The 17,803-nt window shown below is 70.2% G+C and carries 17 protein-coding genes; 16 read left to right on the plus strand and 1 reads right to left on the minus strand.

The window, feature by feature from the left end; genetic code table 11:
* Positions 1 to 50: 50 nt before the first annotated feature.
* From ACN27F_RS27390 to ACN27F_RS27440, 11 genes are all read left to right on the plus strand, one after another.
* Positions 51 to 2,048 carry a TIGR03960 family B12-binding radical SAM protein gene (locus ACN27F_RS27390; RefSeq protein WP_421438227.1) on the plus strand — a complete coding sequence of 666 codons (1,998 nt, stop codon included), beginning with the start codon at positions 51 to 53 and terminating at the stop codon, positions 2,046 to 2,048.
* A gap of 156 nt (positions 2,049 to 2,204) precedes the next feature.
* Entirely contained in the window at positions 2,205 to 3,023 is an 819-nt protein-coding gene (locus ACN27F_RS27395; RefSeq protein ID WP_421440479.1) for a TIGR03936 family radical SAM-associated protein, read from the plus strand.
* A gap of 141 nt (positions 3,024 to 3,164) precedes the next feature.
* On the plus strand, positions 3,165 to 6,437 hold the full coding sequence (locus tag ACN27F_RS27400; protein ID WP_421438229.1) for an Rne/Rng family ribonuclease: 3,273 nt from the start codon (positions 3,165 to 3,167) through the stop codon (positions 6,435 to 6,437).
* Between the two features lie 191 nt (positions 6,438 to 6,628).
* A complete protein-coding gene (gene rplU / locus ACN27F_RS27405) occupies positions 6,629 to 6,943 on the plus strand; it encodes a 50S ribosomal protein L21 (RefSeq protein WP_421438231.1) in 315 nt (104 codons plus the stop codon).
* 9 nt (positions 6,944 to 6,952) lie between these two features.
* Positions 6,953 to 7,210 carry a 50S ribosomal protein L27 gene (gene rpmA, locus ACN27F_RS27410; RefSeq protein WP_421438233.1) on the plus strand — a complete coding sequence of 86 codons (258 nt, stop codon included), beginning with the start codon at positions 6,953 to 6,955 and terminating at the stop codon, positions 7,208 to 7,210.
* A gap of 159 nt (positions 7,211 to 7,369) precedes the next feature.
* Positions 7,370 to 8,872, plus strand: a complete 1,503-nt coding sequence (gene obgE / locus ACN27F_RS27415) for a GTPase ObgE (protein ID WP_421438234.1) — start codon at positions 7,370 to 7,372, stop codon at positions 8,870 to 8,872.
* Between the two features lie 113 nt (positions 8,873 to 8,985).
* Positions 8,986 to 9,447, plus strand: coding sequence for a GNAT family N-acetyltransferase (locus ACN27F_RS27420; RefSeq protein WP_421438236.1), 462 nt, complete (start codon positions 8,986 to 8,988; stop codon positions 9,445 to 9,447).
* Between the two features lie 141 nt (positions 9,448 to 9,588).
* On the plus strand, positions 9,589 to 9,993 hold the full coding sequence (locus ACN27F_RS27425; RefSeq protein WP_421438238.1) for a hypothetical protein: 405 nt from the start codon (positions 9,589 to 9,591) through the stop codon (positions 9,991 to 9,993).
* Between the two features lie 138 nt (positions 9,994 to 10,131).
* A complete protein-coding gene (locus ACN27F_RS27430; protein WP_421438240.1) occupies positions 10,132 to 10,551 on the plus strand; it encodes a hypothetical protein in 420 nt (139 codons plus the stop codon).
* A gap of 2 nt (positions 10,552 to 10,553) precedes the next feature.
* Positions 10,554 to 10,778: a helix-turn-helix transcriptional regulator gene (locus ACN27F_RS27435; protein ID WP_421438242.1), complete on the plus strand. Its 225-nt coding sequence runs from the start codon at positions 10,554 to 10,556 to the stop codon at positions 10,776 to 10,778.
* A 120-nt stretch (positions 10,779 to 10,898) separates the two neighbouring features.
* Complete coding sequence (locus ACN27F_RS27440) at positions 10,899 to 11,873, plus strand: NAD(P)-dependent alcohol dehydrogenase (RefSeq protein WP_421438244.1); 975 nt, start codon at positions 10,899 to 10,901, stop codon at positions 11,871 to 11,873.
* 84 nt (positions 11,874 to 11,957) lie between these two features.
* Here ACN27F_RS27440 and ACN27F_RS27445 read toward each other — a convergent pair whose 3' ends face one another.
* The gene (locus ACN27F_RS27445) at positions 11,958 to 12,176 is read right to left on the minus strand and encodes a DUF397 domain-containing protein (protein ID WP_421438245.1); all 219 of its coding nucleotides are present in this window, start codon (positions 12,174 to 12,176) and stop codon (positions 11,958 to 11,960) included.
* Between the two features lie 107 nt (positions 12,177 to 12,283).
* Between ACN27F_RS27445 and pepN the strand changes: the two genes are divergently transcribed.
* The 5 genes from pepN (at position 12,284) to ACN27F_RS27470 (ending at position 17,657) form a co-directional block, all read left to right on the plus strand.
* Positions 12,284 to 14,884 carry an aminopeptidase N gene (pepN, locus tag ACN27F_RS27450; protein WP_421438247.1) on the plus strand — a complete coding sequence of 867 codons (2,601 nt, stop codon included), beginning with the start codon at positions 12,284 to 12,286 and terminating at the stop codon, positions 14,882 to 14,884.
* A 57-nt stretch (positions 14,885 to 14,941) separates the two neighbouring features.
* Positions 14,942 to 15,559, plus strand: a complete 618-nt coding sequence (gene nadD / locus ACN27F_RS27455) for a nicotinate-nucleotide adenylyltransferase (RefSeq protein WP_421438249.1) — start codon at positions 14,942 to 14,944, stop codon at positions 15,557 to 15,559.
* Between the two features lie 141 nt (positions 15,560 to 15,700).
* Positions 15,701 to 16,099 carry a ribosome silencing factor gene (gene rsfS / locus ACN27F_RS27460; protein WP_421438251.1) on the plus strand — a complete coding sequence of 133 codons (399 nt, stop codon included), beginning with the start codon at positions 15,701 to 15,703 and terminating at the stop codon, positions 16,097 to 16,099.
* Positions 16,096 to 16,725, plus strand: coding sequence for a histidine phosphatase family protein (locus tag ACN27F_RS27465; protein ID WP_421438253.1), 630 nt, complete (start codon positions 16,096 to 16,098; stop codon positions 16,723 to 16,725). The genes rsfS and ACN27F_RS27465 overlap by 4 nt, the downstream gene beginning before the upstream one ends.
* A 65-nt stretch (positions 16,726 to 16,790) precedes the next feature.
* On the plus strand, positions 16,791 to 17,657 hold the full coding sequence (locus ACN27F_RS27470; protein ID WP_421438255.1) for a DegV family protein: 867 nt from the start codon (positions 16,791 to 16,793) through the stop codon (positions 17,655 to 17,657).
* Positions 17,658 to 17,803: the final 146 nt, after the last annotated feature.

Here is a 17,803-nt window from a genome sequence, read left to right on the forward strand (position 1 = left end):
ACCCTGGGTGGTTGATCCGGCGTCCGGCGCGGTGTGGAGGAGGAGGTTTGATGGGTGTCACGGCTGGCATCGCCCAGACGGCGACTGCGGGTGGCCCGGTGACCAGGTCGGTCTGGCCCCGGCTGGAGCCGTTGCTGCCGCAGGTGAGCAAGCCGATCCAGTACGTCGGGGGCGAGCTGGGCGCGGTGGTCAAGGACTGGGACTCGGCGGCGGTGCGCTGGGCGCTGATGTATCCGGACGCCTACGAGGTGGGACTGCCCAACCAGGGGGTCCAGATCCTCTACGAGGTGCTCAACGAGCAGCCGGACGTGCTGGCCGAGCGGACGTACGCGGTCTGGCCGGACCTGGAACGGCTGATGCGTCAGCACCGGGTGCCGCAGTTCACCGTCGACGCGCACCGGCCGGTCGGCGATTTCGACATTCTCGGCGTCTCGTTCGCCACCGAACTCGGCTACACGAACCTGCTCACCGCGATCGACCTGGCCGGTATCCCACTGCTCGCCGCCGACCGCGGCGACGCCCACCCGGTCGTGCTGGCCGGCGGGCACGCCGCGTTCAACCCGGAGCCGATCGCGGATTTCGTCGACGCGGCGGTACTCGGCGACGGTGAGGAAGCCGTCCTGGAAATCACCGAGATCATCCGGCGGTGGAAGGTCGAGGGCGCCCCGGGCGGGCGCGACGAGCTGCTGCTGCGGCTGGCCCGTACGGAGAGCGTCTACGTACCGCGATTCTACGACGTGGACTACCTGCCGGACGGGCGAATCCAACGGGTGGTGCCGAACCGGCCGGACGTGCCGTTCCGGGTGCACAAGCGCACCACGATGGATCTGGACGCCTGGCCGTACCCGAAGAAGCCGATCGTGCCACTGGCCGAGACGGTGCACGAGCGGTACGCGGTCGAGATCTTCCGTGGCTGCACCCGTGGCTGCCGGTTCTGCCAGGCCGGCATGATCACCCGGCCGGTACGGGAGCGGTCCATCACCACGGTCGGCCAGATGGTCGCCGACGGCCTGGAGCACTCGGGCTTTCACGAGGTCGGGCTGCTGTCGCTGTCCTCGGCCGACCACTCCGAGATCGGCGACATGTGCTCCGGGCTGGCCGACCGGTACGAGGGCAGCAACGTGTCGCTGTCGCTGCCGTCGACCCGGGTGGACGCGTTCAACATCGATCTGGCGCAGGAGCTGTCCCGCAACGGCCGGCGCACCGGGCTCACCTTCGCTCCCGAGGGTGGCTCGGAACGGATCCGTAGGGTCATCAACAAGATGGTCTCGGAGTCCGACCTGATCCGCACGGTGGTGACCGCCTACACCAACGGCTGGCGCCAGGTGAAGCTCTACTTCATGTGTGGGCTGCCCACCGAAACCGACGACGACGTACTGCAGATCGCCCGACTCGCCCACGAAGTGATCAGGGCGGGCCGGGCGGCCACCGGGTCGAAGGACATCCGCTGCACGGTCTCGATCGGCGGATTCGTACCGAAGCCGCACACCCCGTTCCAGTGGGCGTCGATGCAGCGTCCCGATGTGATCGACACCCGATTGCGGCTGCTCAAGCAGGCGATCAACGCCGACCGGTCGTTGGGCCGGGCGATCGGCTACCGCTACCACGACGGCGAGCCGTCGCTGATCGAGGGCCTGCTCTCGCGCGGTGACCGGCGGGTGGGCGCGGTGATCCGCCGGGTGTGGGAGTCAGGTGGGCGTTTCGACGGTTGGAGCGAGCACTTCTCCTTCCAGCGGTGGGTGGACTCGGCCGCCGAGGTGCTGCCCGCCTTCGGGGTCGACCTCGACTGGTACACCGTGCGCGAGCGCGACGCCGCCGAGGTGCTGCCCTGGGACCACCTGGACTCGGGGCTTGACAAGGACTGGCTCTGGCAGGACTGGCAGGATGCGCTCAGCGAATACGAGCAGGACGACTGCCGCTGGACGCCGTGCTTCGACTGCGGGGTGTGCCCGGCCATGGACACCGAGATTCAGATCGGTCCGACCGGGCAGAAGCTGCTGCCGCTGATGCCGGTCGACACCGGTCTGCGTACGCCCGCGGCGGGCTGACTGGCACGCCGCGCCGACCTGGGCGACGATGGCTACATCGTCATCGTTGCCAACCCTTCGCCGAGGAGCATCACGATCAGCAGGAAGCCACAGCCAGAAGGCGGCCAGGCACCGGTCGTGCAGCGGGTACGGATCCGGTACGCCAAGCGCGGCCCGCTGCGGTTCACGTCACACCGTGACTTCGCCCGCGCGTTCGAGCGGGCGTTACGCCGTGCCGGGGTGCCGGTCGCCTTCTCCCAGGGGTTCACCCCGCACCCCAAGATCTCGTACGCCAGCGCGGCACCGACGGGTGTGGCCAGCGAGGCCGAGTACCTCGAGATCGGTCTGCGGGCCGAGACCGACCCGGAGGAACTGCGGTTGGCGCTGGACACGGCCCTGTCACCTGGGCTCGACGTGTTGGAAGCCGTCGTGGCCACCGGCGGCAGCCTCGCCGACCGGATCGACACCTCGCGCTGGCGGATCGAGTTGCCCGAGGTCGATCCGCTGTGCGCGGGCGAGGCGGTGGCCGCCTTTCTCGCCGCCGAGGAGGTACCGGTGCAACGCCTCACCAAGCAGGGCCGGCGTACGTTCGACGCCCGGGCCGCCGTGGTCGACCTCACCGTGGTCGACGATGCGGTGGCGGACGATGCGGTGGTCAGCCGGGCGGTGGCCGGGTCCGCTGGCGCCGTGGAACCGGCGGCCGGTGGTGCCGACATCACCGGCCAGCCGGCTGCTGGCCTACCTTCCGAGGTCAGGTCGGTGCCGTGTGCGATACTCGACCTAGTCGTCCGGCAGGTCACCCCGTCGGTACGACCCGATGACGTCCTTTCCGGCCTGCGCGTCATGGCCGACCTGGAGCCGCCGGTGCCGCCCCGAGTGACCCGGCTAGCGCAGGGAACACTGACCGCGCAGGGGGAAATCGTCGATCCGTTGGAGGCGGATCACGCCGGGCAGCCATCGGTGAACGCCAGCCGCGTGCCGGCCGGCGCTCAGTAAGCCAGACTTCGGCGGTCTGCCTCGGGGTCTTTCGCCCAACCGGGCCGGAAGCTCAGCGGCGCCCGCCGGAACACCATTTGCGGCAACCCTGCGTGGCAGCGCTTACCCGCGCCCGGGGCGGCCAGAACTGGAGAACGTCCAATGCTCGAAAACGAGCCCGAGGGCGGGGACCGGACCGGTACCGAACCGGTCGGTGAATCCGCCGATGTGACCCGATCCGCAGCGGCCGGGCGGACAGCCCGGCGCCGGACCACGAAGGCTGCGGCCAACGCGGCCAACGCGGCCGACGGGCAGACCGGGGTGTCGGCTGAGCCAGCGACACCGGTGACGGGCGGCAACGACGCGCCGGCAGCCCCGGCCCCGGCCGGGGAAGCTCCGGTCGTCGTCGCGGCTGCGTCTGCCGAGGCTCCGGCAGCCGTGGCCGAACCCGCCGAGCCCCGTACCCGTCGACGGCGCAAAGCCGTGGCGGACGTCACCGGTGACTCCGCTGATCAGGCCGTCCCGGATCAGGCCGGCGGAGCCACCGAGGATCCGCCCGGCGCGCTCGGGCCGGCCGTCGGCAGCGCACCGGTGGTCAAGAAGGTCACCCGAAGCCGCCGCAAGAAGGCCGCCGAGCCCGCCGCCGTGGTCGATGCCGCAGACAGCGAACCCGCGCCGGGCGCGGCCGCTGCCCCGCAGTTGGCCGTTGCACCCGCGGCGCCTCCCGAGTCGCCAGGCGGGAGCCGGCCGGGCGGGCCGACCACCGAGCCGCTCACCAGCGAGCCGGTCGTGGAGATTGAGCCCGGCGCGCCGGTGGAGCCTGACGAGCCCGCCGGAACCGTCGAGCCCGGTGGGGCAGCCGGGTCGGCGGAACCAGTCAAGGACCGCCGTACCACCCGACAGCGGCGTTCGGCGTCGAGCCCGCCTGCCGTGCTGTTCATGGCCCCCGACCCGCAGGCGCCGCCGACGGCTGCCACCGCCAAGCCGGCCGCCACGGCCGTCACCGCCAAGCCGGCCGTCGCGGCCGAGCCCGCGCCAGCCGGCGAGCAGGCTGGCGCCGAGGCCGCGACGGATGCCGAGCCGGTGCGTCGGCGTCGGCGCGGCCGGCGGTCCGCCGACGGTGACGCGGTCGAGCCGGCCGCCGCGGCCGGTGCCGGTGGCGAGGCCGCCGAGGAAGCGGAGCCGGCCGCCGCGGCCGGTGGCGAGGCCGCCGACGAGGACACTGACGAGGACGACGGCGACACCTCCGGCCGGCGTCGTCGTCGCCGTGGCCGCCGTGGCCGTGGACGAGGCAAAGGCGGTGTGGACGACGACGCCGACACCGAGGAAGCCGTCGAATCCGACGCTGGCGCGGTCGACGGGGACAGCGGTGGGGACGGTTCGGACGACGACGACGGCGAGTCGTTGACCCGTCGGCGCCGGCGTCGGCGCCGACGCGGTTCCGGCGACGCGGACAGCGCAGCCGAGGACGGCGTGCCCACCGTCGTCAAGATCCGGGAGCCCCGGAAGACCGTCGACGAGGTGCAGGGTGTCACCGGCTCCACCCGGCTGGAAGCCAAGCGACAGCGCCGCCGCGACGGCCGCGAGCAGCGCCGGACCCGCCCGCCGATCCTGAGCGAGTCGGAGTTCCTGGCCCGCCGGGAGGCTGTCGACCGGGACATGGTCGTCCGTCAGCGGGGCGACCGTACCCAGATCGCCGTGCTCGAAGACGGTATCCTGGTCGAGCACTACGTCACCCGTGCCTCCTCCGGCACCATGGCTGGCAACGTCTACCTCGGCAAGGTGCAGAACGTCCTGCCGAGCATGGAGGCCGCCTTCGTCGATGTCGGCCGGGGTCGCAACGCGGTGCTGTACGCCGGTGAGGTGAACTGGGACGCAACCGGGCTGGAGGGGCGTGCCCGTTCGATCGAGCAGGCGTTGCGTTCGGGTGATTCGGTGCTGGTGCAGGTGACCAAGGATCCGATCGGGCACAAGGGTGCGCGGCTCACCAGTCACATCGCGTTGTCCGGACGGCACCTGGTGTACGTTCCCAACGGCAACGCCTCGGGCATCAGCCGTAAGCTGCCCGACACTGAACGCAAACGGCTGCGTGACATCCTCAAGAAGCTCATTCCCGACGGCGCCGGCGTCATCGTGCGTACTGCGGCCGAAGGCGCCAGCGAGGACGAGTTGTCCCGCGACGTCAAGCGGTTGCAGGCCCAGTGGGAGGACATTCAGGCCAAGGCCTCCTCCGGCGGCGCGCCGGTACTGCTCTACGAGGAGCCGGACCTGGTCATCAGGGTGGTCCGGGACCTGTTCAACGAAGATTTTCGCGAGTTGATCGTGCAGGGCGACACGGCGTACGAAATGGTCGAGTCCTACCTCGCCCACGTCTCCCCGGACCTGCTGCCCCGGCTACGTCGGCACGCCGCGGTGGCGGACGTGTTCACCGAGCGCCGGATCGACGAGCAGATTCTCAAGGGCCTGGACCGCAAGGTTTTCCTGCCCTCCGGCGGGCACCTGGTGATCGACCGGACCGAAGCGATGACGGTCATCGACGTCAACACCGGCAAGTACACCGGCGCCGGCGGGAACCTGGAGGAGACGGTCACCCGAAACAACCTGGAGGCCGCCGAGGAGATCGTGCGGCAGCTGCGGCTGCGCGACATCGGCGGCATCGTGGTGATCGACTTCATCGACATGGTGCTGGAGTCAAACCGTGAGCTGGTGCTACGCCGGCTGACCGAATGCCTGGGCCGGGACCGGACCAAGCACCAGGTCACCGAGATCACCTCGCTGGGCCTGGTGCAGATGACCCGTAAGCGGATCGGTGCCGGCCTGTTGGAAGCGTTCAGTGAGACCTGTGACTGCTGCAAGGGCCGTGGACTGATCATTCACACCGAGCCGGTGCCGGACAAGGGCCGTGCTGGCGGGGCCGGCTCGGGTGCCGGCACGAGCTCCGGAGCGCCGGCGGTGGACAAGGTCAAGGCCGTGGCTTCGGCGGCCCCGTCCGGCACCACCACGACGAGCTCCGGGCGCCGGCGGGGGCGCAAGGCCGCTGACCCGGCGCCGGATGCCACGGAGTTGGGTCAGGTCGGGTCGGGCGCTGGACCGGATGCCGTCGAACCCGGCCCGACCACATCCGCGATGCTCGTGTCCGAGCCGTCGGCCCCGGTCGCGGAGCCGTCCGGGTCCGCTGGCGTCGCCGCCGCCGGCCGCGCGGCGGTCGAGTACGACGAAGACGAGACGATGGGCTATGACCTGTCCCGGTACGAGGTCGATCCGGCGTCGGATGCCGGTAACGGTGTCAGCCACACCCGGCTGGCCGGGGCGGACGATCCGGACCTCGCCACTGACGACGACGAACTGGACCGGGAGGCGGTGGCGGCCGAGTACGGCTCCGGCGGCCGACGCCGGGTCCGACGCGGCGGTGCCCGCCGCCGGACCCGTCCCTGATCAGACCCGGCGTCGGCCGGGACGCCGTCAGGCCCGATTTGAGAGCGGCCACCGGCATGGCGTACGCTTGCCGGTGGCGCACCCGGTGTGCCCCGTTCTTGCGTGCCCGTGACTGGCCGGCGTTGCCGGTGGTGTGACGAGCCCGCCACGAACATCTTCCGCCAGCGACAAACGACAGGAGTCCGCCTCCGATGTACGCGATCGTCAAGACCGGCGGCAAGCAGTACAAGGTCGCTGAGGGCGACGTGATCGAGGTCGAGAAGCTCATCGGCGCTCCCGGTGACGCGGTGACGCTGCCCGCGGTGCTCCTCGTCGATGGCGACGACTTGGTGACCGACGCGAACAGGCTTGCTCAGGTCGCGGTGACCGGCGAGATCGCCGCGCACACCAAGGGTCCGAAGATCCGGATCCACAAGTTCAAGAACAAGACCGGCTACCACAAGCGCCAGGGTCACCGTCAGCCGCTGACCCAGGTCAAGGTCACCGGCATCTCGAACGGGAAGTAGGCACCAGATATGGCTCACAAAAAAGGTGCGTCCAGCTCGCGTAACGGTCGCGATTCCGAGGCCAAGCGGCTCGGTGTCAAGCGGTTCGGCGGGCAGGTCGTCAGTGCCGGTGAGATTCTGATCCGTCAGCGGGGGACCAAGTTCCACCCCGGCGATCTGGTTGGTCGCGGTGGCGACGACACGTTGTTCGCGTTGGCCGCCGGCTCGGTGCAGTTCGGCACCAGGCGCGGGCGTAAGACGGTCAGTATCGTGCCGACTGCGCAGTAGCCGAAAAACGTCAGTCGTACACGTCAGTCGTAACGCGTCGAGAGCGGGCCGCGGACCTCAGGTCCCGGCCCGCTCTGCGTGCGCGCATCGACAGCCGGCGGCAGGCTGATGGGCGACGACCAGCGACAGACTCATTGGGCAACGAGAGGACGTAACGCCGTGACGACGTTTGTCGATCGGGTCGTGCTGCACGTGCAGGCCGGCAACGGCGGGCACGGTTGCGCCTCGATCCATCGTGAGAAATTCAAGCCGTTCGGGGGTCCGGACGGTGGCAACGGTGGGCATGGCGGCAGTGTCACTCTCGCCGTCGATCCGCAGGTGCACACCCTGTTGGATTTCCACTTCCGCCCGCATGCCAAGGCCGAGAACGGCAAGGGCGGCGCTGGCGCCAACCGGGACGGCGCGAAAGGCACCGACCTGGTGCTCAAGGTGCCGAACGGAACGAGCGTGCAGACCCTCGACGGTGAGGTACTCGCCGACCTGGTCGGTGCCGGCACCACCTTCGAGATCGCCCGGGGCGGCCGGGGCGGCCGGGGCAACGCCGCGTTGGCCAGCGCCCGGCGTAAAGCACCGGGGTTCGCCGAGCTCGGCGAACCAGGCGACCAGCTCGACGTCGTACTGGAACTCAAGAGCGTGGCCGATGTCGGGCTGGTGGGGTTTCCCTCCGCGGGCAAGTCCTCGCTCATCTCGGTGATCTCGGCGGCCAAGCCGAAGATCGCCGACTACCCGTTCACCACGTTGGTGCCCAACCTCGGGGTGGTCCGGGCCGACGAGCACACCTTCACGGTCGCCGACGTACCCGGGTTGATTCCAGGGGCCGCCACCGGCAGGGGACTCGGCCTGGAATTCTTGCGGCACATCGAGCGCTGTGCGGTGCTGGCGCATGTGGTGGATTCCGCGACCTTGGAACCGGGGCGCGACCCGATGGCGGACATCGACGCGATCGAGGCGGAGCTGACGGCGTACGGCGGCTTGGCGGACCGTCCCCGGCTGGTGGTGCTCAACAAGATCGACGTGCCGGACGGCCGGGCGATGGCAGAGCTGGTCCGCCCGGACCTGCAGGCCCGTGGCCTGCGGGTCTTCGAGGTGAGCACGGTGACCAGGGAAGGGTTGCGGGAGCTGACCTTCGCGCTGGCCGAGCTGGTGGCCACCGCACGCGCCGGCGCACCGGCGCTCGAACCGACTCGGATCGTGCTGCGGCCGGCGGCGGTCGACGACGCCGGGTTCACCGTGGAGCCGCTTGCTGACGGGCAGTTCCGGATCCGGGGCAGCCGTCCGCAGCGCTGGGTACGGCAGACGAACTTCGACAACGACGAAGCGGTCGGCTACCTGGCGGATCGACTGGCCCGTCTCGGGGTGGAGGAAGCGCTGGCCAAGGCCGGTGCGCAGCCGGGAGCGCTGGTCCAGATCGGTGATTGGGAGTTCGACTGGCAGCCGAGCCACTTCGCCGAGGTGGAGTACGTGCCGAGCGCTCGGGGCACCGACGCCCGACTGGCGGAGCTGCCCGCCCGGGCGACGGCAGCCGAACGGCTCGCCGCCCGCAAGGCGCGCCGGCGACGTCCGGCCGACGAACGGGATGGCGCCGGTGACGACGCCGGTGACGCCGGTGACGCCGGTGACGACGGTGACGCCACCGATTCGGTGACGGACATCGGAGAGTAACAGTTTGTTACGATAGTTTGACTCGCTGTCGGTCGTTGAGTTGTCTGAATTAGGCCTGATCCCGGCCAACTGGACGAAACCTTCGGGAAACGCGTGCCATCTACCGTGACTGAGTGTTGATCGAGCGTCGTCCACCCACCGACCCGGAGGTAGCTGCCCTCGTCGCCACTCAGCAGCGTGAGGTGCGCGAGGCGGAGCAGGCCGGTCGGTCGGTCACCCCGGTGACGTACCCGGCACGCGATGACGCCCGCTACCTGGTCTGTGTGGTGGACGGCCGAGCGGTGGCCTGTGGGGCGATCCAGCCGGTGGACGCGCAGACGGCGGAGATCAAGCGGATGTACGTGCGGCCGGCGTACCGTGGCCGGGGGATCGCCCGGCACCTGCTGACCGCGCTCGAGGAACAGGCCTATGCCCTCGGACACACCGTGTTCCGACTGGAGACCGGCAGCTATCCGCCGGCGGCGCTGCACCTGTACGTATCCGCCGGCTACGTGCGGATACCCGGGTACGGAGAGCACGTCGGCAACCCCTACAGCGTCTGCTTCGAAAAGCGCCTTCCGGTCGCGGCCGCCTGAGCGCTGACGCCGTTTCGGTGCGGCCGCTGCCCGAGCGGCGGCTTTTCGGTACTCCGCCGCCCGGTGGGCCTGTCCAAGATCGACAGTTTGTCGTTGGTAGGGGTGGCCAGAGTCGGGCGAATGGTGGGAGCATGTCATTTCATGAGCGATTCGCCGGTTCTGGACAGCCCCGAGGCTATCGATGCTCATCTCACCTCGTCGATCGAGCGGTGGGAGCGGGGGCGTCGCGGTGTCCGGTTCGTTCTCTGCGACGGCGACGATCGCGTCCAGGTCCACTGCCCGGTCGATGACCTGCCGGCCGAGTTGGACCCGGCGGATTGCGCTCAGGCGGTCGCGATCTTCGCGAACGCGCTGGCGGAGCGGACCGGTGACGGATCCATGCTGGTGGTGCTGACCAGGCCGGGATCCAGCGCGATCAGCGATCCGGACCGGATCTGGTTCCACGCCGCGTACGAGGTCTGCGCCAAGGTGGGTGTGCGGCTGCTCGGCGTACACCTGGTCACCCCGGTCGACCAGCGTCGCATCCTGCTTGACGACGCGCTGTAGCGCCCGGACCGGCCGTACGATCGACCGCCCGCCGCGCGGCAGCTCGCCGCGTCACCGATGTAAAAGATTCTTGACATGATGTCTGGTCCTCTTTACCTTAGGGGTGTCAAACTTTCTTTACGTGAGGTGTGACTGGCAATGTCGTACGAGGAGAAGGGCGCCGGAGTCTTCCTGGTTACCACCGTCGCCACGTTTGTCGGCTATGTGGTGGTGGTGTTGCGCCGGGCCGGTGCCGGCCCGCTGGCCGACGCGCCGTACGTGTCGGCGATGCTCTGGGCGTTCGGCGTCGCCATCGTCGGTGCCATGGTCCTGCGCATCCTGGTGGAGATCGCCCGGCCCAGCGAAACCCATCAGGTCGATGTACGCGACAAGGAGATCAACCGTCGAGGAGAGTACGTCGGCGGACTGATCCTGTCCGTCGGTATGGTGCTGCCACTCGGGCTGACGCTGGCCGAGGTCGATCACTTCTGGATCGCCAACGCCATCTACCTGGTGTTCGTCGTGTCCACGTCGATCGGTGCCATCATCAAGATCGTCGCGTATCGGCGAGGGCTCTGAGCATGGCCAAGCCAACCAGGGTGACCAACTCGATTCGCGCCCTCCGTTTCGCCAATGCCGAAATGACCCAGGCTGAGCTGGCCAAACGCCTCGGCGTGACCCGGCAGACGGTGATCGCCATCGAACAGGGGCGGTATTCGCCGTCGCTGGAGATGGCATTTCAGATCGCCCGCATCTTTGGCGTCGCGCTCGACGACGTCTTCCAGTACACCGACGACCGGGCCTGAGGGCCACGACCGGGAACGCCGCGGTCCATATCGATGCTCGTCGTGATCCTGGCCCGGATCGGGCGAGCTCTGGATGGTCGGACACACACCTGTCCGTCAAGATCGTCAGGAGGACAACCGATGAAAGCGATCACCCAGGACGCGTACGGCGCCCCCGAGGACGTCATGGTCCTGCGGGACGTCGACCAGCCGGTGGCCGGCCAGCGGGAGGTGCTGGTACGCATCCACGCCGCCCCGGTCAGCGGCACCGACTGGCATCTGGCCCGTGGGCTGCCGTACGCGGCCCGGCCGATGACCGGCTGGCGCCGACCCAAGCACCGAATTCCCGGCTACGAACTGGCCGCAACGGTCGTCGAAACCGGTCCGCAGGTGACCACTCTGCGCCCGGGTGACAAGGTCTTCGGCTGGTACGACGGCACCTTCGCCGAGTACGCGGCGGTGCCACAGGGGCAGTTGGCACCCGCGCCGGCCAACCTGAGCCTCGATCAGGCCGCCGCGGTGCCGATCGCGGCGTTCACCGCGCTGCAGGCCGTCCGTGACCGTGCCCGGCTGCGCGCCGGGCAGCGGGTGCTGATCTCGGGTGCCTCCGGTGGCGTCGGCACCTACGCGGTGCAGCTGGCCAAGTGGTACGGCGCCGAGGTCACCGGGATGTGCCGGGAAAGCAAAATGGATCTGGTCGCCTCGCTCGGCGCCGACCAGGTGGTCGACTACACCAGGACGCGGCTGCGGGACCTCGACCGCCGGTTCGACGTGTTGATCGACCTGTACGGCAACCCGTCACTGGCCGACTGCCGCCGGGTGCTGGTCCCCGGTGGGACAGTGGTCTACGTGGGCGGCACCGGCGGACGCTGGTTCATGGGCATCGACCGGTGGCTGCGCGGCATCGCGGCCGCCCCGCTGGCCGGGATCAAGGCCCGGCCGCTGATCCATCAGGACCGCCGGGACGACCTGCTGCTGCTGACCGAACTGATCGAGTCCGACGTGGTACGTCCGGTGCTGGACCGCACGTTTGCGCTGGCCGAGGTGGCAAAGGCGATCCGGTACGTCACCGACGGCGAGGTACGTGGTCAGGCGGTGCTGCGCTGCGCCGGGTAGCCCCGCACGGGTGGACGCAGGTGTCCTCCGGGTCGAGCATGCCCGGTGTGCGGGCAGCGTGTCGAGGACGACGGCAACCCGGAGTCAGTCCAGGTCGAACTCGCCGTCCTGGGCGCCGGCGACGAAGGCGTCCCATTCGGCCTGGGTGAAGACCAGGATCGGGCCGTCCGGCTCGGCCGAGTTGCGCATGCCGATCAGGTCGTCGACGAACGCGATCTCGACCGCGCCTTCGGACGAGTCGCCCTCGGCCCGCTGCCACACCGCCCGCGTCAGGTCGAAATCGCCCTTGGGGTGCTGCGCCATCCGTCGACTCCTTCTGCCCTGGAACACACGCGGGACGGGCGGTACACGCCCGGTTACCGGCACAGGTTAACTCCCGCTGATCCCAGCGTGTGCGGCAGGATGGTCGGATGCCGAGCCTGACCCGTGCCGAGGCCGTCGAGCGCGCCGAGACGATCACCGTCGAGTCGTACACCATCGACCTCGATCTGACCGTCGGCGACACGGAGTTCGTCTCGACGAGCACCATCGAGTTCCGGGCCGCACCGGGGTCGGCGAGCTTCGTCGAGGTCGACCCGGTGACGCTCGTCGGCGTACGGCTCAACGGGGCCGACCTGGACCCGGGCGCGCCGACCGACAGACGACTGGCGCTCACCGGGTTGGCCGAACGCAACACGCTCACCGTGCAGGCGCGGATGGCGTACTCGAATTCGGGCCAGGGTCTGCACCGCTTCGTCGATCCGGCCGACGGCGAGACGTACCTGTACGCGATGTCCTTCCTGGACGACGCACCGCGCATCTTCGCCTGCTTCGATCAACCGGATCTCAAAGCCCCGGTCCGGCTGCGGGTCACCGCCCCGCCGCAGTGGACGGTCGCGGCGAACGCACCGGCCACCGACGTACCGGTCGACGGGCGGTGGGAGTTTGCCGAGACGGCGCCGCTGGCGACGTACTTCGTGACCCTGATCGCCGGGCCGTACCACGCGCGGCACGCCGAGCACGACGGCGTGCCGTTGGCCCTGTACTGCCGGCGCTCGCTCGCCGAGCACCTCGACGCGGACGCCGACGAGATCTTCACGATCACCCGGCAGTGCCTGGACCGGTTCCACGAGCTGTTCGAGGTGCGCTACCCGTTCGGCGGATACGGGCAGGCGTTCCTGCCCGAGTTCAACGCCGGTGCGATGGAGAACCCCGGGCTGGTGACCATCAGAGACGACTATCTCTTCCGCTCGGCGGTGACCGATACCGAGCGGGAGCTGCGGGCCAACACCATCGCCCACGAGATGGCGCACATGTGGTTCGGCGACCTGGTCACCATGCGTTGGTGGGACGACCTGTGGCTGAACGAGTCGTTCGCCGAGTACCTCGGGGTGCGGGTGACCGCCGAGGCGACCCGGTTCACCGGTGCCTGGACGACCTTCGGTGTCTTCCGCAAGGCCTGGGGGTACGCCGCCGACCAGCGCCCGACCACCCACCCCGTCGCGCCGCAGGAAATCACCGACGCGGCCCAGGCGCTGCTCAACTTCGACGGCATCTCGTACGCCAAGGGCGCGTCCGTGTTGCGTCAGCTGGTCGCCTGGCTGGGTGACGAGCCGTTCCTGGCCGGGTTGCGGGCGCACTTCGCCGCGCATCGGTTCGGCAACGCGACCCTGGCCGATCTGCTGGACGCGCTCACCGAGGCCAGCGGCCGGGATCTGGCCGACTGGGCGGCGCGCTGGCTGCGCCAGGCACAGGTGAACACCATCCGCGCCGATGTCGTGCTGGACGAGGCGGGTCGCTACCGCGAGGTCACGCTGGTGCAGACCGCGCCCGAGAGCCATCAGGTGCTGCGACCGCACCGGATCGGGCTCGGGCTGTTCGACGTGCTCGACGGTGCCGGCCAGGTGGGCACCGGCCCGACCGGTGCCGGCCAGCCAGACGCGGGTCCGACGGGTGCCGGCCCGGTGGTTCGGCGGTGTCGCGTCGAGGTGGACCTGGCCCCGGACGTCGACGGCGGACGTACGCCGGTACCGACGCTGACCGGTGAGCCGGCCGCCGGCCTGCTGCTGCCCAACGACGGTGACCTGACCTATGCCAAGGTACGGCTCGATCCGCGATCGGCGGCGGCCTTACCGACGCTGCTGCCGCGCATCGGCGACTCGCTGGCCCGGGCGGTGCTGTGGGGTGCCACGATCGACGCGGTACGCGACACCCAGCACCCGGTGGCCGGTCTGGCCGGGCTGCTCGAGGTCGCACTGCCGGCCGAGACCGAGGTGGTCGTCGTCGAGGATGTGCTGCGGCTCGCCGGCACCCTGGTCGACCGGTACGCCGACCCGGCCGACCAGCCGGCGTTGCGTGCCCGGTTGGGCGCCGCCTGCGCCGATCTGCTGTCCGCCGCGACGCCCGGGGGATCGGTGCAGCTGGCCGCCGTACGCGGCATGATCAGCGCCAGCGCCGACGCGGATTGGCTGCACGCACTGTTGGCCGGCCGGGGGGTGCCGGCCGGGCTGGCGGTCGACACCGACCTGCGCTGGCAGCTGTGCTACCGGCTGGTGGTGCTCGGTGCGGCCGGGGCCACCGAGGTCGATGCCGCGCAGCACCGGGACCGCAGCGCCGCCGGTGCACAGTGGGCCGCCAAGTGCCGGGCGGCGCTGGCGGACGCGGCGGCCAAGGAACGTGCCTGGCAGGTGATCGTCGCCGACCCCAGCCGGTCCAACCGGATCGTGGAGGCGTACGCGGAGGGGTTCTGGCAGCCGGAGCAGGAGGAGCTGACCGCGCCGTACGTCGACCGGTACTTCACCGACATGCCGGCGGCGGCCCGACTGCGCGCCGCCTGGGTCGCCGATCGGGTGGCCCGACTCGCCTTCCCCCAGTACGCGGTGTGCGACGCCACCCGGGCAGCCGCCGGCGCGCTGCTCGACCGCGACGACCTGACGCCCGGCCTGCGTCGGGCGGTCACCGACGCCACCGACGAGCTGGACCGGGCGCTGGCCGCCCGGCAGGCGTTCGGCGGCCGGGCCGACACCCGATAGTGTTGGCTACGCCACGTGGCTGGTCACTGGCGTGGATCATCGGCATACCATTCGTCGATGGACGACGGTATCCGTCGGGTCGGGATCATGGGCGGCACCTTCGATCCGATCCATCAGGGCCATCTGGTCGCGGCGAGTGAGGTGGCGGAGCGGTTCGGGCTCGACGAGGTGGTCTTCGTGCCGACCGGGGATCCGTGGGAGAAGGCCGGGGTGGCGGTGAGCCCGGCCGAGGACCGCTACCTGATGACCGTCATCGCGACCGCTTCCAATCCGCAGTTCCAGGTCAGCCGGGCGGACATCGACCGGCCCGGCCCGACGTACACGGTCGACACGCTCCGCGATCTGCACGCGTTGTACGGACCGAAAGCGCAGCTGTTCTTCATCACCGGGGCGGACGCACTGGAAAAGATTCTGTCCTGGAAAGACGCCGAGGCCATGTTCGAGTTGGCTCATTTCATCGGCGTCACCCGACCGGGGTTCGAGCTGACCGACGCCCACCTGCCGGCGGACACGGTGACCCTGGTGGAGGTGCCGGCGATGGCGATCTCCTCCACCGAGTGCCGGACCAGGGTGGTCGCGGGCAAACCGCTGTGGTATCTCGTCCCGGACGGGGTGGTCCAGTACATCGCGAAACGTGGCCTGTACCAGCCCACGGTGTCGGACGGTGGCGAATAGCGGCCGGGCGGCCGGGATTCTTCAAGTCTTCATGGTGGTACGGGTGATTTATGGCTTTTCGTCCGAGTCGGCTGTCACCCGGGTGTGAGAGGCTAGAGCGGCCAAGGCACCTAGCTGAAGGAGTGTTGTCGAGGTGATTCGATGAGCGCCTCCGAGCGCGCGCGCGAGCTGGCCCTCACCGCCGCCCAGGCCGCCGCCGACAAGAAGGCGCAGGACGTCGTCGTCATCGACGTGGCCGACCGGATGGCGCTGACCGACGCCTTTGTCCTCGCCTCGGCACCAAATGAGCGCCAGGTGCTGGCCATCGTCGACGCCATCGAGGAGAGCCTGGTCGGGCTGCCGGAGAAGGCCAAGCCGATCCGCCGTGAGGGGGACCGTGTCGGCCGGTGGGTGCTGCTCGACTTCAACGACATCGTCGTCCACGTCCAGCACACCGAGGAGCGGGAGTTCTACGCTCTCGACCGGCTCTGGAAGGACTGCCCGGTGATTCCGTTCACCGATCGGGACCTGGTCGAGGCCGAAGCGGGTGCCACCGAATGACCCGACTGATCGTCTGGCGCCACGGCAACACCGACTGGAACGCCAGCGACCGGGTGCAGGGCCAGACCGATACCGCCCTCAACGACCTCGGCCGTGCCCAGGCAACCACTGCTGCACCACTGATCGCCGCGCTGCGGCCGGACGTGATCGTCGCCAGTGACCTGCAGCGGGCCGTCGACACCGCTACCGCACTGGTGGCGCTGACCGGGCTGCCGGTGCGCAGCGACCCGCGACTGCGGGAGCGTTACTACGGGCGGTGGCAGGGGCTCACCATGCCGACCATCGCCGAGCGGTTCCCGGCTGAGTACGGCCGCTGGCGCTCCGGTGACCAGTCACCAGGCTGCGAGGTGGAAAGCCTCGACGACCTGGGTAAACGGGTCGGCGAGGCGTTGCAGGAGGCGGCCGACGCCGCCCCCGGGGGCACCGTGGTGATCGCCACCCACGGTGGCGCCGCCCGGCAAGGCTGCGGCCATCTGCTCGGCTGGAGTACGGACGTGCTGCGCACCGTCGCCCCGCTGCAGAACTGCCACTGGACCGAGCTGCGGCATGACCCGACCCGCGGTTGGCAACTGCGCGCACACAACGTCGGAGCCAGCGGCACCCGGGACATTCCCGCCCCGGTCTGACGGCGGCCCCGTCGCCGATGACGGCTGTCCGGCAGCGCAAACGATGATCGGTTACCGTGCCGGGCATGCCTGTCGCGGTCGTCACCGATTCCACCGCCTACCTGCCCGCCGAGCTGGCGGCGGGGCAGCACCTCACGGTGGTCCCGCTGACCGTGGTGATCGACGGGCGGGACCGCCGGGAGGGGGCCGATCTGACGCCTGCCGAAGTCGCTCGCGCGCTCACCGACCGCTGGTCTGCCGTCAGCACCTCCCGGCCGGCACCGCAGGAGTTCGCCGACACCTACCGTCGACTGCTCGCCGCGGGCAGCACCGGGGTCGTTTCGGTGCACCTGTCGGCCGGGCTGTCCGGCACGGTGGCCGCCGCTGAGCTGGCCGCCCGTCAGGTGGGCCGGGACAAGGTCCTCGTGGTGGACAGCGGCTCGACGGGGATGGGGCTGGGTTTCCCGGCGCTGGCCGCCGCCGCGGCGGCCGCCACCGGCGGCTCAACGCACCAGGTGCGTGCGGCGGCGGTCGCCGCCGTCGGCCGTACCCGCACCCTGTTCTACGTCGACACCCTGGAACACCTGCGGCGCGGCGGGCGCATCACGGCGGCGTCGGCGTTGCTGGGTACCGCGCTGTCGGTCAAGCCGATCCTGCATGTACAGGACGGCCGGATCGTGCTGCGGGACAAGGTCCGTACCGCTGCCCGGGCGCTGGCCAAGTTGGTCGACCTGGCGGTGGCGGCTGCCGCGGACGCCGGTGAGGTGGACGTCGCCGTCCACCACCTGGCCGATCCCGACCGTGCCCGCGGCCTCGCCGACGCCCTGGCCGCGCGGCTCGGTGACCGGCTGCGTGATGTCTACCTCGCCGAGATCGGCGCGGTGGTCACCGCGCACGCTGGCCCGGGCCTGGTGTCGATCGTGGTGCACCGGCGGCCGGCCGTGGTGACATAGCGCCGGCCGGGGCGCAACGGCTCCGGCCGGCGGGTCTGCGCGGTATCCGGTAGCACATCAACAAGCGAAGCGCCCGGTTGTCCACAACCGGCAGATTGTCCACAGCCACCGGCGGTATGACCGGCGTCGATCAGCGCCGGCCGCCT

It is taken from the genome of Solwaraspora sp. WMMB335 (assembly GCF_049179075.1).
Lineage (GTDB): Bacteria > Actinomycetota > Actinomycetes > Mycobacteriales > Micromonosporaceae > Micromonospora_E.